This window comes from Sulfurospirillum tamanense, from assembly GCF_016937535.1.
Classification (GTDB): Bacteria; Campylobacterota; Campylobacteria; order Campylobacterales; family Campylobacteraceae; genus Sulfurospirillum_B; species Sulfurospirillum_B tamanense.
This window is the reverse complement of sequence record NZ_JAFHKK010000014.1, coordinates 34,337-60,705: the sequence shown is the minus strand read 5'-3', so window position 1 is coordinate 60,705 and position 26,369 is coordinate 34,337. Positions and strand designations below refer to the sequence as shown.

At 45.0% G+C, this 26,369-nt stretch carries 23 protein-coding genes; 16 read left to right on the top strand and 7 right to left on the bottom strand.

Annotation, left to right across the window (positions count from 1 at the left end):
- Positions 1 to 82: 82 nt before the first annotated feature.
- From JWV37_RS07555 to JWV37_RS12925, 4 genes are read left to right on the top strand one after another with little or no spacing between them, the layout of a single operon-like run.
- Positions 83 to 508: a CoA-binding protein gene (locus JWV37_RS07555; protein ID WP_205459179.1), complete on the top strand. Its 426-nt coding sequence runs from the start codon at positions 83 to 85 to the stop codon at positions 506 to 508.
- Positions 505 to 1,716, top strand: coding sequence for a threonine ammonia-lyase (gene ilvA / locus JWV37_RS07550; protein ID WP_205459178.1), 1,212 nt, complete (start codon positions 505 to 507; stop codon positions 1,714 to 1,716). Before JWV37_RS07555 ends, ilvA begins: the two co-directional genes overlap by 4 nt.
- A 29-nt stretch (positions 1,717 to 1,745) precedes the next feature.
- Positions 1,746 to 3,044: a diguanylate cyclase gene (locus JWV37_RS07545; RefSeq protein ID WP_205459177.1), complete on the top strand. Its 1,299-nt coding sequence runs from the start codon at positions 1,746 to 1,748 to the stop codon at positions 3,042 to 3,044.
- Between the two features lie 3 nt (positions 3,045 to 3,047).
- Positions 3,048 to 7,187, top strand: a complete 4,140-nt coding sequence (locus JWV37_RS12925) for a PAS domain S-box protein (RefSeq protein WP_205459176.1) — start codon at positions 3,048 to 3,050, stop codon at positions 7,185 to 7,187.
- A gap of 27 nt (positions 7,188 to 7,214) precedes the next feature.
- On the opposite strand, the gene JWV37_RS07535 is transcribed toward JWV37_RS12925, so the two are convergent.
- Together JWV37_RS07535 and rarD are read right to left on the bottom strand one after the other, a co-directional pair.
- Positions 7,215 to 7,673 (bottom strand): hypothetical protein, encoded by a 459-nt coding sequence (locus tag JWV37_RS07535; RefSeq protein WP_205459175.1) that lies wholly within the window; start codon positions 7,671 to 7,673, stop codon positions 7,215 to 7,217.
- 18 nt (positions 7,674 to 7,691) lie between these two features.
- Positions 7,692 to 8,582, bottom strand: a complete 891-nt coding sequence (rarD, locus tag JWV37_RS07530) for an EamA family transporter RarD (RefSeq protein ID WP_240332094.1) — start codon at positions 8,580 to 8,582, stop codon at positions 7,692 to 7,694.
- Positions 8,583 to 8,719: 137 nt separating this feature from the next.
- Between rarD and JWV37_RS07525 the strand changes: the two genes are divergently transcribed.
- Entirely contained in the window at positions 8,720 to 10,072 is a 1,353-nt protein-coding gene (locus tag JWV37_RS07525) for a class II 3-deoxy-7-phosphoheptulonate synthase (RefSeq protein ID WP_205459174.1), read from the top strand.
- Here the strand turns inward: JWV37_RS07525 and JWV37_RS07520 are convergent.
- The 3 genes from JWV37_RS07520 to JWV37_RS07510 are packed head-to-tail and all read right to left on the bottom strand — an operon-like array spanning position 10,069 to position 12,912.
- On the bottom strand, positions 10,069 to 11,091 hold the full coding sequence (locus JWV37_RS07520) for a mechanosensitive ion channel family protein (protein WP_205459173.1): 1,023 nt from the start codon (positions 11,089 to 11,091) through the stop codon (positions 10,069 to 10,071). The genes JWV37_RS07525 and JWV37_RS07520 overlap by 4 nt on opposite strands.
- A complete protein-coding gene (locus JWV37_RS07515; protein ID WP_240332098.1) occupies positions 11,088 to 11,672 on the bottom strand; it encodes an ATP-binding cassette domain-containing protein in 585 nt (194 codons plus the stop codon). Before JWV37_RS07515 ends, JWV37_RS07520 begins: the two co-directional genes overlap by 4 nt.
- Positions 11,659 to 12,912 (bottom strand): glutamate-5-semialdehyde dehydrogenase, encoded by a 1,254-nt coding sequence (locus JWV37_RS07510; protein WP_369407666.1) that lies wholly within the window; start codon positions 12,910 to 12,912, stop codon positions 11,659 to 11,661. Before JWV37_RS07510 ends, JWV37_RS07515 begins: the two co-directional genes overlap by 14 nt.
- Positions 12,913 to 13,143: 231 nt before the next feature.
- Between JWV37_RS07510 and JWV37_RS07505 the strand changes: the two genes are divergently transcribed.
- The 11 genes from JWV37_RS07505 to JWV37_RS07455 are packed head-to-tail and all read left to right on the top strand — an operon-like array spanning position 13,144 to position 24,622.
- On the top strand, positions 13,144 to 14,097 hold the full coding sequence (locus JWV37_RS07505) for an NAD(P)-binding domain-containing protein (RefSeq protein ID WP_205459170.1): 954 nt from the start codon (positions 13,144 to 13,146) through the stop codon (positions 14,095 to 14,097).
- A gap of 3 nt (positions 14,098 to 14,100) precedes the next feature.
- The gene (locus JWV37_RS07500) at positions 14,101 to 16,305 is read left to right on the top strand and encodes a coiled-coil domain-containing protein (RefSeq protein ID WP_205459169.1); all 2,205 of its coding nucleotides are present in this window, start codon (positions 14,101 to 14,103) and stop codon (positions 16,303 to 16,305) included.
- Positions 16,305 to 16,994: a tRNA1(Val) (adenine(37)-N6)-methyltransferase gene (locus tag JWV37_RS07495; protein WP_369407665.1), complete on the top strand. Its 690-nt coding sequence runs from the start codon at positions 16,305 to 16,307 to the stop codon at positions 16,992 to 16,994. The genes JWV37_RS07500 and JWV37_RS07495 overlap by 1 nt, the downstream gene beginning before the upstream one ends.
- The gene (locus tag JWV37_RS07490; protein ID WP_205459168.1) at positions 16,988 to 17,368 is read left to right on the top strand and encodes a YkgJ family cysteine cluster protein; all 381 of its coding nucleotides are present in this window, start codon (positions 16,988 to 16,990) and stop codon (positions 17,366 to 17,368) included. Before JWV37_RS07495 ends, JWV37_RS07490 begins: the two co-directional genes overlap by 7 nt.
- A complete protein-coding gene (locus tag JWV37_RS07485; protein ID WP_205459167.1) occupies positions 17,338 to 18,603 on the top strand; it encodes a tetratricopeptide repeat protein in 1,266 nt (421 codons plus the stop codon). The genes JWV37_RS07490 and JWV37_RS07485 overlap by 31 nt, the downstream gene beginning before the upstream one ends.
- On the top strand, positions 18,600 to 19,388 hold the full coding sequence (gene trpC / locus JWV37_RS07480; protein ID WP_205459166.1) for an indole-3-glycerol phosphate synthase TrpC: 789 nt from the start codon (positions 18,600 to 18,602) through the stop codon (positions 19,386 to 19,388). Before JWV37_RS07485 ends, trpC begins: the two co-directional genes overlap by 4 nt.
- Positions 19,388 to 19,888 (top strand): HIT family protein, encoded by a 501-nt coding sequence (locus JWV37_RS07475; protein WP_205459165.1) that lies wholly within the window; start codon positions 19,388 to 19,390, stop codon positions 19,886 to 19,888. Before trpC ends, JWV37_RS07475 begins: the two co-directional genes overlap by 1 nt.
- Entirely contained in the window at positions 19,888 to 20,925 is a 1,038-nt protein-coding gene (gene mnmH / locus JWV37_RS07470) for a tRNA 2-selenouridine(34) synthase MnmH (RefSeq protein WP_205459164.1), read from the top strand. The genes JWV37_RS07475 and mnmH overlap by 1 nt, the downstream gene beginning before the upstream one ends.
- On the top strand, positions 20,877 to 23,483 hold the full coding sequence (gene ppdK, locus JWV37_RS07465) for a pyruvate, phosphate dikinase (RefSeq protein WP_205459163.1): 2,607 nt from the start codon (positions 20,877 to 20,879) through the stop codon (positions 23,481 to 23,483). Before mnmH ends, ppdK begins: the two co-directional genes overlap by 49 nt.
- A gap of 57 nt (positions 23,484 to 23,540) precedes the next feature.
- On the top strand, positions 23,541 to 24,314 hold the full coding sequence (locus JWV37_RS07460; RefSeq protein WP_205459162.1) for a pyridoxamine 5'-phosphate oxidase family protein: 774 nt from the start codon (positions 23,541 to 23,543) through the stop codon (positions 24,312 to 24,314).
- The gene (locus JWV37_RS07455; protein ID WP_205459161.1) at positions 24,311 to 24,622 is read left to right on the top strand and encodes a thiamine-binding protein; all 312 of its coding nucleotides are present in this window, start codon (positions 24,311 to 24,313) and stop codon (positions 24,620 to 24,622) included. Before JWV37_RS07460 ends, JWV37_RS07455 begins: the two co-directional genes overlap by 4 nt.
- Here JWV37_RS07455 and JWV37_RS07450 read toward each other — a convergent pair.
- Positions 24,619 to 25,068, bottom strand: a complete 450-nt coding sequence (locus tag JWV37_RS07450) for a YaiI/YqxD family protein (protein WP_205459160.1) — start codon at positions 25,066 to 25,068, stop codon at positions 24,619 to 24,621. The two genes, JWV37_RS07455 and JWV37_RS07450, sit on opposite strands and share 4 nt — an antisense overlap.
- Before the next feature lies 1 nt (position 25,069).
- Complete coding sequence (locus JWV37_RS07445) at positions 25,070 to 26,305, bottom strand: DEAD/DEAH box helicase (protein ID WP_205459159.1); 1,236 nt, start codon at positions 26,303 to 26,305, stop codon at positions 25,070 to 25,072.
- Positions 26,306 to 26,369: the final 64 nt, after the last annotated feature.

Here is a 26,369-nt window from a genome sequence, read left to right as displayed (position 1 = left end):
AAAAGAGGCTAGGTAATGTCACTCAAAGCCGTTTTGTGCTAAAATCGCCATTTTTTAGGCTTTACATGTAAAGGAAGATACCGTGCCAATACTCCATGAACCCACCACGCAAACCTTGCGTGAACTTTTTGCCTCCATTCAAACCATTGCCATAGTAGGGCTCTCACCTGATACCTCCAAGCCTTCTCATCGCGTGGCGGCCTATTTGCAAAAAGAGGGGTTTCGCATCATTCCTATCTACCCCAAAGAAGAGGTTATCTTGGGTGAAAAAGTCTACCGAAGCCTCACAGAAGTCGACATACCTATCGATATGGTCGATATGTTCCGAAAACCAGAAGTTGCAGATGCTCTTGTGGAGCAAATCAAAGACCGCAAAGAGGTAAAATGCCTTTGGTTACAACTTGGCATTTCCAATGACAGTGCCGCCCAAAAAGCTTCCCAAATGGGCCTCACCGTCGTCCAAGACCGTTGCACCAAAATCGAACACCAAAGGATTTTTCACCCATGATTCCCTTAAGTCATATCATTCAAGCCAAACGCCGAATTGGCGGCGTTGTCAACAAAACACCCTTTTCAAAAGCTCCTCTTTTAAGCCAAATGGTGGGGGCCGAAATTTACCTTAAAAAAGAAAATCTCCAACTTACGGGCGCATACAAACTCCGTGGGGCGTACAACAAAATCGCCTCGTTAAGCGACGAAGAACGCGCCAAGGGTGTCATCGCTGCAAGTGCAGGCAACCACGCCCAAGGAGTGGCTTATAGTGCCAAAACCTTTGGCATCAAGGCTATCATCGTCATGCCTGAAGCCACACCGTTGCTCAAAGTTACAGGGACGAAAGACTTGGGCGCGGAGGTTATCTTGCATGGGGATAATTACGACGAAGCGTATGCCTATGCGCGTCAGTATTCCCAAGAGCATGGCATCACCTTTATCCATCCTTTTGAAGATGACGCGGTCATTGCTGGACAAGGCACTGTGGCCCTTGAAATGCTTGATGGGGTTAATGACCTTGACATTGTCGTGGTGCCCATTGGCGGCGGCGGACTCATTAGTGGTGTGGGTTCAGCCATCAAACAGCTTGACCCCAAGATTAAAGTCATCGGTGTGACCGCTAAAGGTGCGCCTGCGATGTTTGAGTCTTTTAAAGCCAAAAGCGTCATTCACTCCAAAAGTGTGCGTAGCATCGCCGATGGCATTGCCGTGCGAGATACGAGTGAGAGTAACCTAGCGCACATTTTAGAGTGTGTGGATGACATCGTACAGGTGGATGATGAAGAGATTGCTACAGCGATTTTGTTTTTACTAGAGCGCCAAAAGCTTGTGGTGGAAGGGGGCGGGGCAGCAGGTGTTGCGGCCATCATGCACCACAAATTTCCCTTTGAAAAAGGGATGAAAATCGGAACGGTTTTAAGTGGGGGAAATATTGACGTGCAAACCCTTGCCGTCATCATCGAAAAAGGGCTTATAAAATCAGCCAGAAAGATGATTATCTGTGTGACATTGGTGGACAAACCTGGTGCACTGATGCGCCTCACAGACATTTTACGCGCCTCTAATGCCAACATCATCAAAATCGACTACGACCGCACGTCCACAACCCTTTCATACGGAGATGCGAACATTACCATCACTCTTGAAACCAAGGGTGAAACCCACCAAGAAGAGGTAAGAAAAAATCTAACCAAGGGCGGGTATAATTTTACAGAGACGTTTTAAGTTCAGGCAATAAGCCAAAGAGGGCCAAAATGAGCAACCAGCAGCCAACCGTTCTAATCGTCGATGATATGCAGGCAAATCTTTCCATTTTGGCAAGTATGCTCAAAGATAAATACCGCATCAAGCTTGCCAAGAGCGGAGAAAAAGCACTAGAGATAGTTTCAAGCGGGGGAGTTGACCTCATTCTTCTTGATGTGGTAATGCCGCAAATGGATGGCTATGAAGTGTGTGTCCTCCTAAAAAGTAATCCAGAGACCAAAGACATTCCCGTGATATTTGTCACAGGAAATACAAGCAAAGAAGACGAAGAAAAAGGGTTTGAACTCGGCGCGGTGGACTACATCACAAAACCTTCTAGCCCCTCAACCGTAAGAGCTAGAGTCAATGCACACATCAACCTACGGTTTCGTCAAATTGAGCTAGAAGCACTCTCTAAGGCCATGCAAGAGCAAAACGAAACGCTTGCCCGCTACACAAAGGTGATTGACCAGTATGTGATTACCTCAAGTACTGATGCTAATGGCGCAATCATTTATGTTTCAGATGCTTTTTGCAAAATCAGTGGCTACACCAAAGAAGAGCTCATGGGCGAGAACCATCGCCTCATCAGGCATCCTGACATGCCAGAGTCATTTTTTAAAACCTTGTGGAGCACCATCACACAAGACAAACCTTGGGAAGGGGAGATTAAAAATCGCAACAAAGAGGGCGGGTTTTACTGGGTAAAAGCCTATATTGTTCCTGATGTTAAAGATGGCAAAAAAATCGGCTATACGGCCATACGAGAAGACATTACCGACAAAAAAAAGATAGAAGAGATAAGCATCACCGATGGACTTACTAATATCTTTAACCGAAGGCATTTTAACGATACTTTTCCAAAAGTCATTAACAGCGCCAAACGAAAAGATGCGTTGGTCTGTTTTTTGCTCATCGACATAGACCACTTCAAACTTTACAATGACAACTATGGGCACCAAGAAGGGGATGACGTGCTAGTGGAGTTTGCTGCTTGCTTAAAAAAGAGTTTGCAAAGGGCAGATGATTTGGCATTTCGCCTTGGTGGTGAAGAATTTGGCGTACTTTATGAGGCTGACACAAGAGAAAGTGCGCTTTGTTTTGCCAACACGCTAAAAAGCAACATAGAAAACCTTAAACTCAAACACGAATACAGTAGCACAAGTCCATATATCACCGCCTCAATGGGCCTTACATGTAAGCATGCTAGCACAATAACACATGTAGATGAGATGTACAAATACACAGATGAGTTGCTCTACAAAGCAAAAGAAAGTGGCAGAAATCAAGTAGCGGTAAACAAGGAGTGAAAAGTGCAATCTATAGAAGAGAAGCATTTTAAAGAACTTTTTGAAGTTTTTCCTGACGCGGTTGTACTGATAGACACTGCCACAAAGCTCCCTGTGCTATTCAACCAAGCCGCGTACGCTCAGCTAGAATACGAAAAAGACGAATTTGAAAACCTTACTATTTCAGACTATGAAGCGCTTGAGAGCCCAGAAGAAACCCAGCAACATATACAAAACATCATCAAAAATGGGCGCGATGATTTTGAAACAAAGCACAAAACAAAATATGGAAAAATCTTAGACATTAAAGTGACCGTTGTCTCCCACGTCATAGAAAACAAGCCCTATTTTTTGTGTACATTTAGAGATATCACTGATCAAAAAAAGTTACAAAAAACGCTCGATGAGCAAAATAGATTTAAAAAAATACTCCTAGAAAATAGCCCGCACGCCCTAATCACAACAGACAACAATGGCTTGATTACTAGCTTTAACGAAAAAGCTGAAGAGATTTTAGGTTATAAGGCAGAAGAGGTAATTAACAAACAAACCCCCATGCTTTTTCATGATCCCGTGGAGCTAAAAGAGAGAGGTGTAGCTCTGAAACAAGAGCTCAAAAGAGAAGTGTTAGGCTTTGAGGTTTTTAGGGCAAGGTCAGATATTGGATTGCATGATGAAAAAGAGTGGACGTACATAAGAAAAGATGGGGTAAAAATAACAGTAGAACTAAGTATTACATCCCTAAAAAATAGCGAGGATGCGGTTGTTGGCTATCTTGGTATTGCGAGTGACATTACGCAAAAAAAAGCATTGGCTACGGTAATAGAAAAAGAGAGGGATGCTGTAAATTTCATTATCGAAAATACAGTTGGCGGTTATTGGGACTGGGATTTAAAAAACAATACAGAGTATTTAAGTCCTGGATTTAAAAAAATGTTTGGTTACGAAGACCATGAAATGCCAAATGTTCCAGAATCTTGGATGAAGATAATTTTCAAAGAAGACCTTGAGACTACACTGAAAGTTTTTGATTTACATGTAAAGAGCAAAGGAGAAATCCCATTTGTTGGAGAGGTGAGGTATAGGCATAAAAATGGATCAACTGTCTGGGTAATTTGTTCTGGAAAAGTAGTTGAGTGGGATAAAGATGGGACTCCATTGCGAATGCTAGGAAGCCACGTGGACATCACAAAACAAAAGAACCTAGAACACTCTTTAAAGGAAAGCGAGCAGAGATTTAGCGATGTTGCCGAAGCTTCAGGAGAGTACATTTGGGAACTTAATGATAGGGGTGAATACACACTTGTCACCAAATCTTTTGAAGAAATGCTAGGCTACAGCATTGAGGAGTCTTTAGGCAAAACTCCTTTTTCTTTTATGCCAAAAGAGGAGGAGGTGCGAGTGGGTGAGTATTTCTTAAATGAAATAGCTGCCAAAAGAGCTTCTTTTAGAGGACTCATTCATAAATCCTTAACCAAAGATGGTAGAACAGTTTGGCAAAAAGTAAATGGTTTGCCAATGTTTGACACCAACGGAAATATTGTAGGCTACAGAGGCGCAGCTCTTGATATCACGGCTGAAAAAAAGGCTAAAGAAGAACTTGAAGTAGCTAGGGAAAAAGCAGAAAAAGCAAAAGAGCTTTTTAGTGAGCTTTATAAAAATATGAGTAGCGGAGTAGCTATTTATGAAGCCTTTAATAATGGGGAAGATTTTATCTTTAAAAACATCAATGAAGCTTCTCAAAAAATGGACGGTGTGGACAGAAGTATTGTAGGCCAAAAAATTACAGAGGTTTTCCCAGGGATTAAAGAGATGGGTCTTTTTGATGTTTTTCAAGAAGTCTACAAAACAGGGAAGGCGCAGCATCATCCCATTGGCTTCTATGACGATGGAAAACTCAGCGTCTATAGGAAGAATTATGTCTACAAGCTAAGCAGTGGCGAGATTGTAGCCATATATGACGATGTTACAGCACAGATGCAAGCCCAAGAAGCCCTTGAGGCCGCAAAGCGCAAAGCAGAAAGCGCAAATGAAGCAAAAACCCAGTTTTTAGCCAACATGTCCCATGAGATACGCACGCCTATGAATGCAGTGATTGGGCTTGGAGATATTTTGAATGACATGCTCGATGACCCAAGGCAAAAAGATGTTTTGCGAAAAATAAACAGTTCTGCAAAAATGCTCCTGGGGGTCATTAATGATATTTTGGACTATTCGAAGATTGAAGCAGGAAAGCTTGAACTTGAATACAAGCAATTTCGCCTAGAAGATATTTTATCCCAGCTTAAAGTGATGTTTGAGGCAAAAGCCTCTCAAAAAGGCGTTGAGCTTTACTTTTTCCCCAAAGGCGAGTGTGCTGGATTACTTCTTGGGGATGAGCTCAGGCTCACTCAAACACTTACCAATCTTCTTTCTAATGCTATTAAGTTTACCCACAAGGGCAACATCACTCTTACTATCGAATGTTTACACAAACAAGAGCGCGAAAAAGCAACCATTGGCTTTAGTGTTGAAGATAGCGGCATTGGCATGAATAAGGAACACTTAAGCAAACTCTTTAAGCCCTTTTCTCAAGCCGATACCTCCACAACAAGGAAATACGGAGGTACTGGCTTGGGGCTTGTCATATCTAAAAATATCATCAACGCTATGGGTGCAGAGATAGCAGTGCAAAGCCAAGTAGGAGTGGGGACAAAATTTTCTTTTACGCTAGATTTTGAACTGGCCGCTTGTGCGATAGACGCGCAATCTAGCAGCAGTGCCGCTGGCAAGGTTTTAATTGTCGATGACCAAGAGATTTCAAGAGAAGTGCTTAAATCCATGCTAGGGCGCTTTGGTTACGCGTTTGATGAAGCAAGCAATGGTGCTGAAGCGATTGAGCGCATTAAAACGGCGGAAAAGAAAAAATCCCCTTATGACATTTTGCTCATTGACTGGAATATGCCAATTTTAAATGGCGTAGAGACCATTAAAGAACTACAAACCCTGTATGAACAAAAAGAACTCACATCAAATGTGCCTACGGTTTTTATGGTTAGCGGCTACAGTAAAGAAAATATAGACTTAGGAAGTGTTGCCATTGATAGCTTCATTTCAAAGCCAGTAACCCAATCAGCGCTTTTTGATGCAATTACTGATGCTAGGGGTGGTAAAATCAGAGACATCTCTCCAGAAACCGTGCAAACTACCCTCGATTTAAGCGGTCTCACTGTTTTGATAGTAGAGGACAATGCGGTAAATCAAGAGGTGGTTAGCCTTATGCTAGAAAAAGTAGGCATAACATACAAGATAGCCAATAACGGCCAAGAGGGTCTTGAGGCATTTTTGGCAAATGAAGACTATTTTGACCTTATTTTAATGGACCTGCAAATGCCTGTTATGGGAGGCTACGAGGCAACACGAGAGATAAGAAAGCGCAACACAACCATACCCATCGTGGCACTAACAGCTGCGGCCATGGCAGAGGATAAAGAAAAAGCGTTTCAGACAGGCATGAATGGGCATATTGGAAAACCTATAGACAAAAATGAACTCTACAACACAATATCTCGACTTTGTGGAGCCAAAATAAACAATAGCGATAAGACAAAACAACCTTCCAAAGCAATCCTAGACAAAGCCTATCTTACGGACATATTAGATTCGGAAGATAGTGCCAGTGCCTTGCTTCTAAAATTCAAACATCAACTTCAAGCAGGGGAGTTTGAAAATATTATCGAAGCTATCAAGTCAAATGCGCCAGACGCGCGCAAGCAAGTACACACCCTCAAGGGTGTAAGCGGCAACATTGGAGCCTTTGAACTTCACGAAAAGCTTGCCTTTATTGATAGCAAATATAAAAATAATGAAAAAATAGAAAACCACGAGGTAGAGAGTCTTGCCAATGCGCTAAACAATCTTCTTAGAGCACTAGAATCAGTGAAAGAGACAAACGCGCAAACGCAAGCACCCAACACACTTTCGCACCAAGAATTGAACGAGCTTTTGGCCTCCGTTAAGGGGTTTTTGAAAGAGGGCGAGCTTATGGATGATGGTACGATACATGTATTGCATGAAAACCTAATAGGTGTTATTCCGCATCAAGAGCTTGCAAAATGGAAAGAGTGTGTTGAGGAGTTTGAGTTTGATAAGGCTTTGAAAATAATGGAAAAATGGACTGTTTAAAAAGTAAACAGTCCCCGCGACTATGCGCTAACCCTCTTTTTGCAATGTTTCATAAACACTAAAAAGTTCTTCACGTAGTTCATCCGCCAACGCTTCGCCATCTTCAATGGCTTGGCTCACGAAAGAGTCAAGCTCACTAAGTACAGCAAACATTTCCCCTTCAATGCGCTCCCTTGAATCGCGCTTAGACCCCATTGTTTCAAAAAAGACAAGCTTGCGCATCATGTCAGAGAGTTCTTCAAGGGCTTTTTCTTCATTCTCACCTGCCTTAAGGATGTAGCGAGGCTCAAGGGTTTCTTTGGAAGTGTCAATATCTTTTTTGATGGCACGGATTTTCTCTTGCACAACACCTGCAAAGGTGGCATAGAGTTGCGTTCCTGTAGATTCTCCCTTGGCATCAAGCCCTTGGGTAATTTTTCCAATTTGCTTTATCATGATAAACCCCACGGCCATCGCAACAACTATAGCGGGTAAAAAATCTTCCATTTTTTGTGTCCTTGTGTGTTATTTTTTACGAGCGTATGACTCAATACTTACAAGCAATAAAGCCATCCAAATCAACGAAAACGTTATAATTTTTCCTTGCAAAAGGGGCTCATTATACACAAAGACGGCTAAGAGAAGGTTGATAGAAGGGGCCAAATACTGAAAATAACCTATGGTGCTAAGGCGCAACCGTGAAGCCGCCGAAGTAAATGCCAACAATGGCGCGACTGTCACAGGACCTGCAAGCAAAAGCAACCAAGTAATAGGCGTGTCAAAAGAGAAAGAAAACGCACTGTTTGCTTGAAATATCAAGTACCCCCAATATAAAAGTGCTAATGGAAAAAGCAAAAGAGTTTCAATATAAAGCCCTGGCAAGGAGGGCACATGCACTTTCTTGCGCACCAGACCGTAAAAAGCAAACAAAAAAGCCAGAGCAAGTGCAACCGCAGGCAAAGAACCCAATGTGTAGATTTCAAACCCAACAGCACAAAACACCAACCCAATCCCAATACCCTGCATTTTAGTAGGAGTTTCTTTTAAAAATAAAAATCCAAATAAGATATTAATAAGAGGGTTGATGTAGTACCCAAGGCTTGCTTCAATAAGCATGTTATTGTTGATAGCCCAAATAAAAATGAGCCAATTTGTGGCAATGAGGCACGAGGAAACCATAAGCATCATAAGGATTTTTTTGTTTAAAAGCACTCTGCTAATAGTACGCAATTGCCGTTTAAATGCCAAAAGCAAAAAAAGAAAAACAACCGACCAAACAATGCGGTGAAGCAAAATTTCGCCAGGAGGAAGTGTGCCAAGGGTTTTGAAGTAAATGGGCGCCAAGCCCCACAAGGTAAAAGCACTCAGCGCATAGAAAATACCGTGCTTGGTGGCGTTAGGAGAGGAAGCGTTCAAGGTGACTCTTTTTAAGCGATTGTAACGTGACTTACGTTAAAGCAATCTTTCAAAAGCCTTTCTAAAAAGCCCAAGGCTAGGACACTTAAGTGAAGATTGACTATAATGGGCAAATTTTGACCAAAAGAGGATTGTGTATGAACCAATGGAGCCGCTCGTCATGGCGTAATATGCCTATTAAACAACAACCTACCTACCCAGATTTAAGTGCATTACAATCTGTTGAAACAGAACTCTCCACCATCCCACCCCTTGTGTTCGCGGGCGAGGTGCGCAGCCTTAAACAACAACTCGCTGATGTGCAAGCAGGAAAGGCGTTTTTACTCCAAGGTGGCGATTGTGCCGAGAGTTTTTCAGATTTTCGTGCCGATACCATTCGAGACATGTTTAAAGTCTTGATGCAAATGGCCGTTGTTTTGACTTTTGCAGGAAGCTGTCCTGTGGTAAAAGTAGGGCGCATGGCAGGGCAATTTGCAAAGCCGCGTTCTTCAGATTTTGAAGAAATTGACGGGGTGAAATTGCCTAGCTACCGTGGCGATATTATCAATAACATCGACTTCACAGAACTAGCGCGCGTCCCTGACCCTTCTCGCATGCTTCGTGCTTACAACCAATCCGCCGCAACCCTTAACCTTTTGCGCGCTTTTTCACGGGGCGGTTTAGCGGATTTACACCAAGTGCACCGCTGGAACATGGGCTTTGTGAAAGAAAGTGCGCTGGGAGACCGTTACGCACACTTGGCTAATCGCATCACAGAAACGCTAGCATTTATGGAAGCGTGTGGTATCACTTCGGCCAATACGCCCAGTGTACACCAAACCGCACTTTACACTTCCCATGAAGCCTTGTTACTCAACTACGAAGAAGCGCTCACACGCCAAGATAGCATCACGGGAGATTGGTACAACTGTTCGGCACACATGCTGTGGATTGGAGACCGCACGCGCGATGTGGACGGGGCGCACGTAGAATTTTTGCGCGGGGTTAAAAACCCCATTGGCATCAAAGCAGGTCCTACAATGCAAGCAGATGACTTGTTGCGACTTGCTGACAAACTTAATCCCGAAAATGAAGCAGGACGTCTCAACATCATTGTGCGCATGGGGGCTGATAAAATCGAAAAACACTTTCCAGACCTCTTGCGCGCCATCAAAAAAGAGGGGCACAATGTCTTATGGAGCATCGATCCCATGCATGGCAACACCGTCAAGGCCTCTTCTAACTACAAGACCCGTGCTTTTGATCAAATCCTAGCTGAAGTTAAAGGGTTCTTTAATGTCCACAAAGCCGAAGGAACTTACCCTGGCGGCGTGCACTTAGAAATGACAGGGCAAGACGTCACTGAGTGTGTCGGTGGCGCGCAAGCCATCACCGAAGAAGGGCTCGGCTCTCGCTATGAAACCCAATGTGACCCACGGCTCAATGCAGATCAGGCTTTAGAACTTGCCTTCTTGATTGCCGAGTCTTTAAAAGAGGCGCGCCAATCCTAAACTTTAGAAGATAATCTCGAAGCAAGCGTTGCTTTCATGTCGCTTGTTTCGAGATACATAGACGTTCCTGTATACATCAAGTGTACATCCTCTTCCATGCGTAAGCGACCAATGATTTGTTTGGTTAACTCACTTTTCACACGTAAAATCTCTCGATAAGGCGTCACATACCAAATCCCCATGGTGATCCCGTCTCCTTTAAAGCTGGGATAAAAAACGACTTTTGGGTAATTTGTCATATTACGAAGCGTGTATTTATCTTTTAATCTGTCATACTGACGTTTCGCCATTTCTGTGTACCTTCCGCTGATGGATTCAACAATTTCAAAGGTAATGGCTTCTGTTTTTTCAATATTCGTATCAAATGAAAGGTTTATTTCAACAAGGTCTATGATGGTTTTCATGGATAAATGCGTATAATTATACATATCGTGGGTGAGCATAAAATAGTTAGGCACAAAGATAATGCGCCCCGCTTTTTTGTGGTCAGTAATAGAATCATTCGTAATATTTTCATAGAGCGTGATTTTGGTTAAAGAGATGTCAATTACATCGCCAATGATTGGCTTGCCGTCTTTGTCAATTTTAATACGATCGCCCAAACGCACAGAAGAGCTAGCCATCATCATCATCCACGAAACGATGCTTAGAACCAACTCTTTAAGCACGATGGTTAAGCCCGCGCCAATCACACCAAAAATAGCCAGTCCCTGCGCGAGGTTTTTAGTGTACACCAGCGCAATGATAAGCACAGAAAGTATCACAAATAAAATATTGGAAAGTTTTTTGATGGCAAAATAGCGCTGGTTTCGTTCTTCGTCCTCCACTTGTGTTGCATACCGATGGGCCAAGTAGCGCACCAACACCATCATCCCGTAAAGCAATGCAATGGACCCTGCCACCACAAGCGCACGTTTTATCTCTTGCGGATGGGTCGTGATATGCTCTAACAAAACATTCTCATCTCCTAGCAACACAGCAGGAGCACAACACAACACTGCTACTAAAAAGCGTTTCATGATTTTAGCCTTATGATAGAATCACTGCACCACGATGCAAGCGCCTCATCGTGGGTAATTAAAAGTATCCCAACCTCATCTAACAACCCCATAAGCAATTGCATCACTTCAAGTTGAATAAGGTTATCCAGCGCCGACGTTGGCTCATCTGCTAGCAAAAGCTTAGGCTTCATGAGCAGTGCGCGGATAATCGACGCGCGTTGCAATTGCCCACCGCTAAGCTCATGGGGCTTGCGACGCAAGAGTGCAGGGGAGAGGTGCATGGCGTCGCACAATCGTTCGTGCTCTTGGGTATCCGCCACTTCCGCCATTTGTTCTAAAAGAGAATAAGTAGGGTGAAAGGAGGTATAAGGGTCTTGAAAGATTTGAGAAAAAGCTTTACATGTAAGGCTTCCCGCTTGCAGTTTTAACGCGCCCGTTATAAGCTCAAACAGCGTTGTTTTTCCCGAACCACTAGGCCCCACAACACTCACTACTTCGCCTACATGTAAAGCAAGGGAAAAATTCTCATAAAGTGGCGCTTCAGGAGTGTAACCAAAGCGCAACCCCTCGATGCTAAGCACAGATTCACGCACGCACATTTCCTTTGCCATAGACCTTATATTTGTACGTGGTTAGCTCATTGATGCCCATAGGACCCCTCGCGTGGAGCTTGTTGGTACTAATACCCACTTCTGCCCCAAAGCCAAATTCACCCCCGTCGGTAAAACGCGTGGAGGCATTGACATACACGCACGAAGCATCCACTGCGTTTAAAAACCACTCTGCGGTGGTGTAGTTTTCTGTCAAAATCGCCTCGGAATGGGACGAACCGTAAGTGGTGATGTGATGCAACGCCTCTTGAATATCCGCGACCACTTTGATGGAAAGGGCGTTGCTTAAGTGTTCGGTGTGAAAATCCTCGGGCGTAGCAAGGTCTACATGTATAAACTGTTGCGTTGTGGCGCATCCTTTGACTTTAGCACCCACTTGGGTGAGTGCGGCGGCGATGCGTGGTACAAAGTCCGAAGCGATTGCCTCATGGACAAGCAACGTTTCAAGGGCATTACACGCACTGGGGCGCTGGCATTTGGCGTTAAGGACGATTTCCATGGCTTGGTCAAGGTTGGCTTCCTTGTCCACGTAAGTGTGACACACGCCCTTGTCGTGTTTGACCACAGGGACCGTGGCATTTTGAGAGACAAAACGAATCAATCCTTCCCCGCCTCTTGGAATAATTAAATCCACATAGGCGTCTTGGCGAATAAGCGTAGCGACCCCTTCACGGGTCTCATCAGGAAGCAACGAAATACACGCAGGGTCTACGCCGTTGAAAGCTAAGGTGTCTTGCAATACCTTGGCAATAGCGTGGTTGCTATGGGTGGCTTCCTTGCCCCCTTTAAGAACACAAATGTTGCCACTTTTAAAGCACAATGCCGCGGTGTCACTGGTGACATTGGGGCGGCTTTCGTAAATGATAGCCACGACGCCAATGGGAATGCTCACCTTTTCGATGCGAAGCCCACTAGGCACCACCCAGCCCTCAAGAACTCGGCCCACAGGCTCTTTGAGCGCGGCAATCTCACGCACTGCTTGAGCCATCCCTCGTATGCGTTTTGGGGTGAGCTTAAGACGGTCCAATAGCGCAGCACTTAGGGTGTTTTTGACTCCTTTGTCCATGTCTTTGGCATTGGCTTCCAAGATGGCTTCTTGGTGGGCCTCAAGGGCGTCTGCCATGGCTAAAAGGAGGGTATTTTTTTGTTGGGGCTCCATGGTGGCCAAGAAAGAGGTTAAAGATTTGGCCTTTTGCAAGAATGCGTCCACGTTTTCTTCCTTTTTAATGTAAAAGTGGGTAAATTAGGCTTCTTTTATAGCCCTCGAAACATAAAGAGTTTAAACAGAGTGCGTTAATTTTTTACACTCAAAATTGAGTCATAGCCAAAGCTATGGCGATGTTTTTAGTGTGAGAAAGTGACGTGCACTGTCTTGAATCTCTTGTTTTAATGGGTTACAAAAGAAGCCTATTTTATCTTTCTATCGCTTTAGGAGCGATTATAACCAAAGGAGAACCAAATGAATTGCGTGTACGACATGATTGTCATTGGCGGAGGCCCCGGAGGAATTAGTGCAACAGTAGAGGCAAAAATGCGCGGATTACAAAGTGTTTTGCTTATCGAAAAAGGGGAAAACCACTCCCAAACCATCCGTAAATTTTACAAAGACAACAAGCGGGTAGATAAAGACTATAAAGGTCAAGTGGTTGAGCTTAAAGGGAGCGTGCAATTTTCCGATGGCTCAAAAGAGAGCACGCTTGATTATTTTGACTCTTTGCTTGATAATGGCGAAATTGACACTGCGTTTAACAGCGAAGTAGAGAGCGTCAAAAAAGTAGGGAATTCTTTTCAAGTGGTCACCACAAAAGCGGGCTATGAAGCCAAAAATGTCATCGTTGCCATTGGTAAAATGGGCAAGCCCAATAAGCCCGATTACCCAATCCCACCCTCGATTAAACAATTGGTTAATTTCAATCTTGACAAATGTTCCCAAGGGGAAAAACTCCTCATCGTAGGCGGAGGGAACTCGGCAGCAGAATACGCGCTAGAACTCTCCAAAACCAATACCGTCACCCTTAATTATCGCCGACCCACCTTTTCACGCCTTAACGACATCAACGAAGAACAACTTTACGCCTATGACGGCCAAGAGTTGTTGCGTTTGCGTCTTGGTGTAGACATCAAGAGCCTTGAGAATGCTTCAGGGAAAGTGCGTGTGAATTTTACCGACGGCAACTTTACGGTTTATGACCGCGTTGTTTACGCCATTGGCGGCACAACACCTGTGGATTTTTTGAAAAAATGCGGCATTACGCTTGATGGGGCAGGGCATCCTATTTTTGATGAAAATTATCAAACCGAGGTGCCTGGACTTTATATTGGTGGCGATATTGCGGTGAATTCTGGTGGATCCATTGCCATGGCGTTAAATCACAGTTATCACATCATTGAGCATATTTTAGGCCAAAGGTAATCCATGGAGCACAAGGGGCGTTCTTTGTCTGTTATTGCCTTAAGTATGGCGTTGGGCGGGTTGTTTGTTTTTGGAATAGGAGCGGCTTACATGTACAGCTTTTCTCCAGATGAATTTGCAAAACATGAGGAGCAAAAAGCGCCTTTAAAATTTGAGGATTTACCCCCGCAAATTCAGCAAGCCTATGTGCATAAAAACGACATTCAAGCCATTACTGCTTTGGGCGCCATCCCTACTGCCACCAAAGAGCTTGCGGTGGAAGTAGAAACGCCCATTGAAGGGACTGCGGATGAACTTAAGGCGCAAGTACTCACCTTGCGTCAAAAAAACCGTTTTTTATACCAAGACAACATTGATTTGGCCAATAAAAACTGGGAACTTGCCATCACGCTTAACAATGAAAAAAAAGCGCTAGATGAAGAGCGCCAAAAGCTTCAAACCCAAAATCTAGAAACCATGAACCAAGCCGAACAACAGCACTATCAAAACATCAACGATCTCACCCGTCGCATTAACGACTTGCAACAAGAAGCGATGCGCACTTCGCGGGAATACGAAACCAAAATTATTGGGTTGGAAAATACCGTGTACGAATTGCAAAAAGAGTTGCGCGAAAAATCCATGGAAATTGACAAAGAGATCAGTGTAGCCACCAAAGAGCAGCGCATCAGCAACTCTACGCTTGCGGAAAAAAACCGCTATCTCTTAGAGCAGCACAAAGCCCTTCAAGAGAAGATGAGCGCCTTGTTGGATGAAAAAGAGAAAGCCTTGCGCGAGAGTAAAAATGACACAGAGCAGCTGCGCAACACCCTGAGAGAAAAAGAGGCCGAACAAAACACCATCCTAACCAACCACACCCGCGAAATTTTAGCCCAAGAGCGTAAACACAATGAAGCTATCCAAAAACTTATCCAAGAAATGGGTGGCCTAAAAGAGACCTATTACCAAGAAATAGCGCAAAAAAACAGTGAAACAGACACGCTCATGCGCAAGCATGAAGAAGCACTAAACACGCTACGCAACCAAACCATCGACCTTGAAAGCAAGGCACAACAAGAGCGTCTGATGCGTGAAAAATTGCGTGAGAGCCATGAAGAAACCCTTGTTTCTCTGCGCGCACAAAATAGCACCCTTGAGGAGCAAAAAAAGCAACTCACCCAACGCATCAGAGAGATTGAGCGCATGGCCCAAGAACGTGTTAGCCAAAAAGACAAAGAATACGCGAGCGCTCTAGAGGAAATTAAAGGCCAGAGTCTAAACGCCAAAGAGCGCGAGAGCGAGTTGGTTGCCTCTTTAAAAGAGCAGGTAGACGCGTACAAAAAAACCTTAGAAGAAACAACCGCTGAGAAAAAAGCCCTCAATGAAAAAATCACTTCCCTAGAAGAGACTTTAGAAAAAACAACTCGCTCTTCTGTTCAAGCCGTGGAAAGCAACGAAGAAAAGCATGTCAAAAACTACCAAACTCTCAATGAGAAAATTGTTTCATTAGAGCGTGAACGAAACGTTATCATCGCTAAAACCTCACAACATATCGATACACTAGAAGCCAAACACCGCGAACAAAGCATTCAACTTGAGAACCAAGCACAGGCACTCAAAGAGCGTATCGAGGCATTAGAGGAAGCCCGCATAAAGCTTGAAAAGGAAAAAGCACTGCTTGAACTCACACAAGATAAACAACTCCTTGCTCTTAAAAATGAGTTTGAAGCCCTTCAGCAAGAGATAAAAAAACGCGAAGAGATTTACGAAGCCAAAATCGAACAGCTCAACACTGCTCTTTTGCAAGAACAAACCGAAAGCCAAACCCTACTTAAAGATGCTGTTCTTAAAAAACCTGAACTCCTGGCCTCCATCACCTGCGACGACATGGAAAGTGGCACCAACGAAGCAACCCCTACATGTAAAGCACGAGTCGATGCTTTTTTAAACACTTATGAGGCTTCGCACTTTTTTGAAGTGCTTCCTATTGTGGACGATGGTGGGTTTGCTACGTTAAAACGCATCGAGCAAGAAGAGGCGCTTGGGGTAGCAAAAAATGAGATAGAACGCTTAACCCGCCTTTCCAATCTAGGACTAGGAAAACAGCGCGCCGCAAAAGGTGGAGAGTTAATTGAACGCCATTTTGAAGGAGTTGCACGCATTAGCTACTCCTCAGATTTAGTTGAAGTGCCCAACAGGCGTGGCTTCATTATTCGGGTGTACCGCTAGTGCGCTTAGAACAACTTGCTCAAGGCTATCGCTACAACAGTGACAGTCTTATGTTGTATGATTTTATTTTGCGCCAAGGGTGCAGCGGCGAGGTGTTGGACGTGGGTTGTGGATGTGGAATTTTAGGGTTACTCATCAAGCGAGATTTGCCCCAATGTGCCGTTCACGCCATCGATATTCAGCCTGAAAATGTCACCTTGACCCAAAAAAATGCGCGCGCAAATTCTCTTGAATTAGAGGTTCAAACAGGGGATTTTTTAACGTTATCGTGGCGCCAATGCATGGATGTTATTGTTAGTAATCCACCGTTTTATCACGATGGAACCCAAAAAAGCCAAAACCCACACCTAAGCCTGAGCCGTTACGCTACCCATTTACCCTTGGAAGATTTTTTAGACCAAGCGAAACGGGTGCTTAAACCCCACGGCAAAGTGCTTTTTTGTTATGATGCTAAACAACTAGGAGCCATCATGCACCACTTGCATGCGTCCAAACTGACCCCCACAGCCCTACAATGCGTGCATCCCAAGGCATCGAAGATTGCCTCTTTGGTTCTTTTAGAAGCAAAGCGTTCGTCTAAAAGTTTGTGTGAGATTTTACCACCTTTGGTGGTAAATGACATGCAAGGCCCCACACCACAAGCCGCTACGATTTTCAGCAAAGCAGGCACTGTGAGTGTTTCATGTTAAAAACACAAGAGGGGTTTGATTATGGCTTCAACCCAAAAGTGTGCTTTACATGTAAAGGCAATTGCTGCATTGGAGAAAGCGGGTATATTTGGGTTAACCCCAAAGAGATAACAGCTATTGCTAATTTTTTAAATTTAGAAGAATCCCTCTTTGTGGAACGCTATTTGTTTAAAGAATCGCACATGTACAGCATTAAAGAAATCCCGCACGAAAGTGGCGTTGCGTGTCTCTTTTTTGATGACCAAAAACGTGGATGCAGCATCTATGAGGTGCGGCCAAGCCAATGCCGAACCTTTCCTTTTTGGAACTATTTTAAACGTCATTTTGACGAACTGGAGAAAGAATGTCCTGGTATCGTTTCCTTGTCTCATTAGCCATTGTTTTTTTTCTAGGAGGATGTACGCCCTCTGTTCAAAGTCCATCATCCCCTCCAAGGTACTCCATCGATGGCGAAGACCTACTGGCCCTACAAGCCTTGGTAACCTATCAAGAGGGAGACGCAAGCACGTCGGTTGAAATGTTTGAAACACTGTTTGACCGCACCAACAAACTTGAGTACATCAAAGAAGCTCTAAGGATTGGTTTTTCTGCGGGGCTTCCTGTAGAAAAATTGCTTGAAAAAGCCCTTGCCCATACGCCAGAGGATGGGGATGTAGTGCGTTTACATGTAGGGGTTTTGCTCAACAACAAAGCGTTTGAAGAAGCCAAAGAGCAGATGATAAACTTGATCGGGCGGGAAAAATCCATACAAAACTTAACTATTTTGGGTTCCATTCATTTTCATCTCAAGGAGTATGATCTTGCGTTAAAATACTATGATTCAATCTACAAAGAGTCTCAAAGCGAAGAGTCTTTGCTTGCCATTGTGGATTTGCTAGACACGCATCTTGATCGCACCAACGAAGCCATTTCTTATCTTGAAACCGTGCGTCGCATGAACGGATGCACCAAAGCTACGTGTTTCCGTTTAGTGCAAATATATGGCAAAACAAAAAACATTGACGGGCTTATCTCTACCTACAAAATGCTCTATATGGGTCAAAAAGAAGACCAATATGCCAACAAGGTGGTGGAACTTTTACTATTTAAGCGAGATTTTGCAGGAGCGATTGCCTTTTTAAACCAAAGCAACCACGACCCATTGATGTTAATGGATTTGCACGCCTCGCGCAAAGAATTTGAAAAAGCCTATAAAGTCGCCAAGAGAGCTTATGAAGATTTTGGAAAGCTTGACTACCTTGGCAGGGTGGCCATTTACGAATACGAATACAACAAAGACACCATCACAAAAGCCTTACTCTCTTCGGTGTCGGAAAAATTTGAAAAGGTTATTAAAACCCTTGAAGAGCCCTTGTACTTGAACTATTACGGGTACTTGCTCATTGACCATGACGTAGATATAGCCAAAGGCATAGCACTTGTCAAACGTGCCTTAGCAAAAGAGCCTGATTCCCCTTATTATATCGATTCCTTAGCATGGGGGTATTATAAACTTGGACGATGCCAAGAAGCCCATGCTCTCATGGTACCCATTTTAAATACCACAAGTGAGCAAGAAATCAAAGACCATTATGAAAAAATTAACGCATGCATAAGGAAAAGTGAATGATTTTAGACAAGATTATAAGGCAAACCAAAGAGGATTTGGAACGCCGCAAGATTGAGTATCCCTTGGAGTGGCTAGGACGCTCTTTGGCGTACAACAACTACCCCCCGCGCGATATTTCCCCCTATCTAAAAGCAACCAAGGAGGAGCCTTATCGTATCATCGCAGAGGTGAAAAAAGCAAGCCCCAGCAAGGGGGTAATTCGAGAGGATTTTGACCCGCTTGTTATCGCTCAAAGTTACGAAAAAGGGGGCGCAAATGCCATCTCGGTACTCACAGAGCCGCATTTTTTTCAAGGCAACCTAGAATACCTCACCCAAATTCGTCGCTACGTGGCAACGCCTCTCTTGCGCAAAGATTTTATTGTCGACAAATACCAACTGGTGGAAGCACTGGTGTACGGGGCAGATTTTGTCTTGCTCATCGCCACAGCACTTAGTCGCAAAGAGCTTAAAGAACTGCTTGAATACACTCGTCATCTTGGCATGGAAGCGCTCGTAGAGATTCACGACAAAGAAGATTTAACCAAAGCTATTTTTGCAGGTGCGGACATCATCGGTATCAACCACCGCAATCTGGAAACCTTTGAAATGGACATGAACCTCACCGAAAAACTCATGCCCCTTATTCCCAATGGGAAAATCATCGTGGCAGAAAGCGGGGTAGAGTGCAAAGAAACCATTGCTCATTTGAGCAAGGTGGGGGCGGATGCTTTTTTGATTGGGGAACATTTTATGCGTCAAGCAAACATCGAAGAAGCGCTACGTGCGTTTAAAAAGGTGGATTAATGGAAGGATTGTATGCGCCTTGGCGCAGTGAATACTTTACAAACAGCACGCAAGGCTGTGTGTTTTGCCACATTGCCGATACGCCAGAAGACGATGAAGCCCTTGGCGTTTTGTTTCGCGACACACACTGCTATGGTGTCATGAATCGCTACCCTTACACGCCGGGCCATTTTATGATTATCCCCTATGAGCACACCAGTGCTATCGAAACCTTAGACGAAGTAGTCTGGGACCAAATGAGTGCCCATGTGCGCACGGGTGTGAAAATGCTCAAAGAAACCTTTGGGGTTTTAGGGGTCAATATTGGGATGAACTTGGGTGAGTGCGCCGGAGCTGGCATTGCTGAACACGTGCATTACCATCTTGTCCCGCGGTGGCAAAAAGATACCAATTTCATCACCACTATCGGAGAAATACGCGTCCATGGCGTCCCATTTGAAGGCATTTATGAGCGTCTTAAGCAAGCCTCTTTGGAACATTTTAAAATGTCTACTTACTAATGCGTCTCATTGAACCTGAGGCTTTTTTTGAAACCTACGCGCAGTATGATTTAATTATCGATGCGCGTAGCCCTAGTGAATTTGCTACCTCACACTTTCCAACAGCACATAATTTTTTCGCCCTAGATGATACCCAGCGTCACGAAGTGGGGTGTGTGTACAAACAAGAGTCAAAATTTCGTGCAAAAGCCTTGGGAGCAGGGTATATTTGCGCCAATGTTTCCACTCACCTTGCATCTATTTACACTCGAGTTCCTCCAGGGGGAAAAATCGCCCTGTACTGCGCTAGAGGCGGATTGCGTTCAGCCTCTTTTGGACTGATTTTAGACCAGATTGGCTACCGTGTGGACCGTGTCAAAAATGGCTACAAGGGGATAAGAAATGTTATTGTTGCCTTACTTGAAGAACCCACACTTCCTCCTTTTATCACCCTTTTTGGCAACACAGGATGTGGTAAAACAGAACTTTTACAGCATCTTTCCCCTGTTATTGATTTAGAGGCTCTAGCAGAACACAAAGGTTCTGTTTTTGGAAGACAAACCCACACCCAACCAAGCACCAAAATGTTTCAGAACCTTCTTGCCTGCGCCATCAAAGATGTCGAAAAAGCTCCTTTTTGTTTTATCGAGGGGGAGAGTAAGCGCATTGGCAAACTCATGCTTCCTTCATCCTTATACCATGCTATGTATCAAGGCAAAAAAGTGCGCATTACTGCCCCTTTGAAAGATCGAATAGCCCGCATCAAAAAAGAGTATGAAGCCATAGACGCACCTTTTTTTTATTATGCTCTTGATAAGATTTCGCGCTTTATTTCTAAAGAAACCAAACGCACCTTGTGTGAAGCTTTTGACAAAGGTGATTTAGATACTGTTGTTTCATTACTGCTTACAGAATACTACGATAAAATATACAAATACCATCACGAAACCATTGCTTTGGAAAACGACTCAACTTGCATAGAAAAACTACACACCATAGGGAGGGCAAAATGGGCAACAAGTTTGTGTACAGTTTCGAAGAGGGCAGCGCTGATTTAAAAGAGTTGTTAGGTGGAAAAGGGGCCAATCTAGCGGTCATGACGAGGCTAGGAATCCCCGTTCCCCCTGGTTTTATCATCACGACGGAGGCTTGCCAAGCGTATTATAAGGGCGACACAAAGGCCATCTCCGCTTCCATCGTAGAAGAATACACCCAGCATCTGGACAAACTCGAAGCAACAATGGGCAAGAAGCTAGGAGACGACCAAGACCCCTTGCTTGTTTCTGTTCGTTCAGGCGGTGCTATCTCCATGCCGGGCATGATGGACACCATTTTAAATCTAGGCCTAAACAGCACATCCGTCCTTGGGCTCATCGCGCAAACTTCCAACCCAAGATTTGCCTACGATTCGTACCGTAGGTTTGTGATGATGTTTGGCGAGGTGGTCATGGGTGTGCCTTCGCATCTTTTTGAGGCGGCGCTAGAGCGCATCAAAAATGAAAAAAATGTCACCTTGGACACAGAGCTTAATGCGGAGGATTTTAAAAAACTTGTAGGCGAGTTTGAGGAAATTATCCAAAAGCACACCAACCAGCCTTTTCCCCAGTCACCCATGGTTCAGTTGGAGATGTCCATCGAAGCCATCTTTAAGTCTTGGAACAACAGCCGCGCTATTTTGTACCGCGAACTAAACAACCTCAAAAGCCTTTCAGGCACAGCCGCAACGGTGCAAGCCATGGTCTTTGGCAACAAGGGAGAGACGTCGGGGACGGGTGTGTGTTTTAGCAGAAATCCCTCCACTGGCGAAAACGTCTTTTACGGCGAATACCTCATGAACGCCCAAGGCGAAGATGTGGTTGCGGGCACAAGAACGCCACTGAGTATTGAGGCGCTGGGCCATCAAAACAAGGCCCTTTACGAGGAGTTGGTTGGCTACAAAGACAAGCTAGAGCAACACACCACCGACATGCAAGACATGGAGTTTACCATCGAAGAGGGCAAGTTGTGGATGCTACAAACCAGAAGCGGCAAAAGAACCGCGGCCGCGGCCGTGAGAATCGCAGTAGAGATGGCAAAAGAGGGCTTGATCGATGAAAAACAAGCGGTGTTAAGAGTAGACCCCGCACAGCTTGACCAGTTGTTGCATAAACAGCTTGACCCCGAAGCCACCAAAGCCGCAACGGTTTTGGGCAAAGGGTTGCCCGCCTCTCCAGGGGCTGCGGTAGGTAAAATCGTATTTGACGCGGAAGAAGCCCACAAGAGAAACGAAGCGGGCGAAAAGGTCATCTTGGTGAGGGTGGAAACGTCTCCTGAGGATTTGATTGGGATGAACGCCGCGCAGGGTGTTTTGACCACCAGAGGCGGCATGACATCCCATGCTGCAGTGGTGGCTAGAGGCATGGGTAAGTGCTGTGTCGCAGGCTGTAGTGACGCGCTCATTAACGAAGAGAAAAAAACACTCACCATGAAGGGAAAAACCCTTAACGATGGGGAGTACATCACCCTTGATGGTTCTGTTGGTGTTGTTTATGAGGGGAGGGTTGCGACCATTGAGCCAGAGCTTTCGGGTTATTTTGGTGAGCTAATGATCATGGCCGATAAGTTTAGAACGCTACTGGTTAAAACCAATGCCGACAACCCAAAAGACGCGCTAACTGCTATCAAGTTTGGGGCGCAGGGCATCGGCTTGTGCCGTACGGAACACATGTTTTTTGACGCTTCTAGAATCCAAGCGGTGCGAGAGATGATTGTGGCTAAAGATACTCACAGCAGGGTTAAAGCGCTAGATAAACTCTTGCCCTACCAAGAAAAAGATTTCCAAGAAATCTTTGAAGCCCTTGAGGGAAAACCCGCCATCATTCGCCTTTTAGACCCGCCGTTGCATGAGTTTTTACCAAAAGATGAGGCAGACATTAGGGAGGTTGCTAAAGAGGTTGGGGTTACTAAAGAGGAGCTTGAGCAGACCATTAGCAGCCTGCATGAATTTAACCCCATGCTTGGGTTTAGGGGGTGCCGCCTTGGCGTGGTTTACCCTGAAATCTCCCAAATGCAAGCCAGAGCCATTTTTCAAGCAGCCCTCAAAGTTCCTGGTTGTGAACCGTGGATTGAGATCCCTTTGGTGGGGCATTTAAAAGAGTATCTTTTTCTAAAAGAGGTCATCGAGAAAGTGGCTGTGGAAGTCGGAGCGGTGGCGTATAAAATTGGTACGATGATTGAGGTGCCTAGAGCCGCTTTAACTGCTGATGAACTAGCACCCCACTGTGATTTTTTTAGCTTTGGAACCAACGACTTGACCCAAATGTGCTGTGGGTTTTCCAGAGACGACGCGGACTCTTTTTTAAAACACTATGTGGGCAAGGGCATTTACGAAAAAGACCCATTCCAAAGCTTGGATCAAAGCGGTGTAGGCAGGCTGATGGAGATTTGCGTCGCCCAAGCAAGAGCGGTAAACCCCGCCCTTCACATAGGCATTTGCGGTGAGCACGGCGGCGACCCTGCATCGGTTGAGTTTTGCCACAGGCTTGGGCTAGATGAAGTTTCTTGCTCTCCTTATCGCGTGCCTATCGCAAGATTGGCCGCGGCACACGGGGCGATTAAAGCTTTAAAAAACAAATAATACGCCTTCTTGTATAACATTTTACAAGAAGACGACGACCAAAAGGAATGAAAAATTATGAAAGAGACCCTTGTTTCTGTTCAGCGCTATGCGCTCATGCACAAAATGAGCCAATTTCAAGTCATAAAACGCATCAACAGCAGGGAATTAAAAACCGTTGAAAAAGAAGGTAAAACATGGATTGTGCTTACAGAAGAAATCCCGGCGGCCCCTTCTTCTTTGCGACGTTATGAGTTTGAGAGTGCGGATGAGGGCCTTTTTGAGACCTTGATGCAAACCTGTAGTTATGGCACCCTCTCTCTAGTGGAGGGAGGCATGCCTTATGGCGTGCCTGTTAATTTTACATGGTGGAAAGGGTGCGTAGTGTTTCATGGTTCCAAAGAGGGAAGAAAAATGCGCCTCATTAAAGCAAATCCACAAGCCTCTTTCAGTGTCGTCGAGCCTTATGCCTTTGTTCCCTCTTATGCAACACATTCGACCTTGGCCTGCTCTGCAACTCAATTTTTTGCGAGCTTGATTTTTCAAGGGGATGTTCGCATTTTGAATGATGCTACCGAAAAAGCCGTGGCCCTTGACGCACTTATGGCAAAACATCAACCTGAGGGAAACCATGAGCCCATCGCCTCCCAAGGACACAAAACAATGTTGGAAAAAACAGCGGTCTTTGCCCTCGCGCCTATTTCGCGTACCATGAAGGTCAAGTTCGGTCAAAACCTTCCTAAGATTCAACAAGAAAAGATCATCGAGACTTTGCGCGCAAGAAAGGGAGTTTTGGATGAAGAGACTATTAAAATGATGCAAGTACTCTTTACATGTAAAGGAACAACATGAGTGTTTTATTGGAATTCTCACTCTTTCCTACGGAAGGGGGCGAGAGCAAAAGTGCTTCGGTAGCCAAAGTTGTTGAAATGGTTGCCCAAAGTGGCTACCCTTACAAACTTACCCCCATGAGTACGGTGATTGAAACACCTACTTTGCCTGAAGCGTTAAGAATCATCGAAAATGCTTATGAAGCTTTAGAGAAACACAACCGCGTATACGGGTGTTTTAAGGTCGATATTCGCAAAAACAGAAGCGAAGGCATGACGCAAAAAATTGCCTCAGTGGAAGAGAAGTTGGGCTACAAAGTGGTTATTTAGAAGACTTTTTTAGACAAAAGCCCATTAAGCCCATCGGCAAATGCCCGCACGTCTTTGGGGCCGATGGCACTTGGGCCGCCCGTGATTTGTCCGCCATCGCGCAACTCTTGCATGAGGTTGCGCATGGCAAGCAAGCCTTTGATGTTTTCTGCATCGTACACCGTGCCGCGTGGATCAAGAGCCAGAGCACCCTTGGCAACCACGCGGTCTGCGAGGGGAATGTCTGCGGTAATCACCACGTCTTCTTTCTCACAAAGTGCGGCGATATGGTGGTCTGCTTCGTCTGCGCCCAAAGCCACCACCTTCATCTGTACAAAAGGCACATTTGGCGTGGCAATGGGTTTGTTGGCGATAAACACTGTAGGAATCTTGCGCTTTAATACGGTACGCAAAAGCACCTCTTTGAGGGCATTGGGAAACGCGTCTGCGTCAACCAAGATTTTCACACTAACGTCTTGGCTTGCGGCCTGTCGGGCGCTTGTTTCCTGAAGAGGGGCGTTGTCCACCACCACGTCCTTGGATGATAGGCTCGGCCTTAATGGAAGGGTCAGGCTCAAATCCTTCGATGACTTCTCGCTCAAACACTTTTTTAATCAAACGCTCAATGCCCTTAAGGTAATCAAACTCATCGATGCACACCAACGAAACGGCCTCACCTGCGTTTCCAGCACGCCCTGTACGACCAATGCGGTGCACGTAATCTTCGGCGATATTGGGCAGTTCAAAATTCACCACGCGAGGCAGCTGGTCAATGTCAAGGCCGCGCGCCGCGATGTCAGTGGCCACTAAAATTTTGACATGACCCGCTTTAAAATCACTCAAGGCTTTCGTGCGCGCACTTTGGCTTTTGTTGCCATGAATGGCTGCGGAAGTAATGCCTAGCTTATTGAGATAATCACTGACCTTATTGGCGCGGTGTTTTGTGCGGGTAAAAACAAGCACTTGTTTCCATTTTTCTTCGCTAATGAGTTTGCCCAAAAGAGCAGTTTTACGCGCACAATCACTCACAATGACCCGCTGGCGCACAAGTTCGCTAGAGGTGTTGCGTCTAGCCACTTCGACGATAGCAGGGTTGTGTAAAATGGACTCACACAAGGCCTTGATTTCATCAGAATAGGTAGCTGAAAAAAGAAGGTTTTGCCGTTTCTTGGGAAGTAAAGCAATGATGCGACGAATATCTTTAACAAACCCCATATCCAGCATTCGATCTGCCTCATCCAACACAAACGTGTCAATGTTGGAAAAATCAACACATTGCTGGCTATGCAAATCCAATAAACGCCCAGGGGTGGCTACTAAAATGTCTACACCCGCTTTGAGTGCTTTGATTTGTGGATTAATCCCCACGCCTCCAAACACCACAGTGCTTCTAAAAGGCAAATATTTGCCATAGGTAACAACGCTCTGGGCCACTTGAGCTGCAAGTTCGCGTGTAGGAGTAAGGATAAGCACCCGCAGTTTTGGCTTCCCTTTATGGTGTTCATGACGCGTTAATCGCTCTAAAATGGGTAAGGTAAAACCTGCGGTTTTGCCTGTGCCTGTTTGGGCGCCCGCAAGCATGTCGCGACCTTCTAGGATAGGGGGAATGGCTTTGGCTTGGACGGGAGTAGGGGTGGTATACCCTTCCTCACTTACTGCCTTCAAAAGGGCAGGTGAGAGGGAGAGTTGTGAAAATGATGTCAATAAAATTCCTTGTAAAGTTTAAAAGTAGAAAGGAAGTGTAGCAAGTCTTGGGTTAAAAAGTCCT

Bases quoted from the DNA above. Each gene is read 5' to 3' on its own strand.
- ilvA (WP_205459178.1), top strand. From the start codon at position 505: ATGATTCCCTTAAGTCATATCATTCAAGCCAAACGCCGAATTGGCGGC.
- JWV37_RS07545 (WP_205459177.1), top strand. From the start codon at position 1,746: ATGAGCAACCAGCAGCCAACCGTTCTAATCGTCGATGATATGCAGGCA.
- JWV37_RS07535 (WP_205459175.1), bottom strand. From the start codon at position 7,673: ATGGAAGATTTTTTACCCGCTATAGTTGTTGCGATGGCCGTGGGGTTT.
- JWV37_RS07525 (WP_205459174.1), top strand. From the start codon at position 8,720: ATGAACCAATGGAGCCGCTCGTCATGGCGTAATATGCCTATTAAACAA.
- JWV37_RS07520 (WP_205459173.1), bottom strand. From the start codon at position 11,091: ATGAAACGCTTTTTAGTAGCAGTGTTGTGTTGTGCTCCTGCTGTGTTG.
- JWV37_RS07515 (WP_240332098.1), bottom strand. From the start codon at position 11,672: ATGTGCGTGCGTGAATCTGTGCTTAGCATCGAGGGGTTGCGCTTTGGT.
- JWV37_RS07505 (WP_205459170.1), top strand. From the start codon at position 13,144: ATGAATTGCGTGTACGACATGATTGTCATTGGCGGAGGCCCCGGAGGA.
- JWV37_RS07500 (WP_205459169.1), top strand. From the start codon at position 14,101: ATGGAGCACAAGGGGCGTTCTTTGTCTGTTATTGCCTTAAGTATGGCG.
- JWV37_RS07490 (WP_205459168.1), top strand. From the start codon at position 16,988: ATGTTAAAAACACAAGAGGGGTTTGATTATGGCTTCAACCCAAAAGTG.
- JWV37_RS07485 (WP_205459167.1), top strand. From the start codon at position 17,338: ATGTCCTGGTATCGTTTCCTTGTCTCATTAGCCATTGTTTTTTTTCTA.
- trpC (WP_205459166.1), top strand. From the start codon at position 18,600: ATGATTTTAGACAAGATTATAAGGCAAACCAAAGAGGATTTGGAACGC.
- JWV37_RS07475 (WP_205459165.1), top strand. From the start codon at position 19,388: ATGGAAGGATTGTATGCGCCTTGGCGCAGTGAATACTTTACAAACAGC.
- mnmH (WP_205459164.1), top strand. From the start codon at position 19,888: ATGCGTCTCATTGAACCTGAGGCTTTTTTTGAAACCTACGCGCAGTAT.
- ppdK (WP_205459163.1), top strand. From the start codon at position 20,877: ATGGGCAACAAGTTTGTGTACAGTTTCGAAGAGGGCAGCGCTGATTTA.
- JWV37_RS07460 (WP_205459162.1), top strand. From the start codon at position 23,541: ATGAAAGAGACCCTTGTTTCTGTTCAGCGCTATGCGCTCATGCACAAA.
- JWV37_RS07455 (WP_205459161.1), top strand. From the start codon at position 24,311: ATGAGTGTTTTATTGGAATTCTCACTCTTTCCTACGGAAGGGGGCGAG.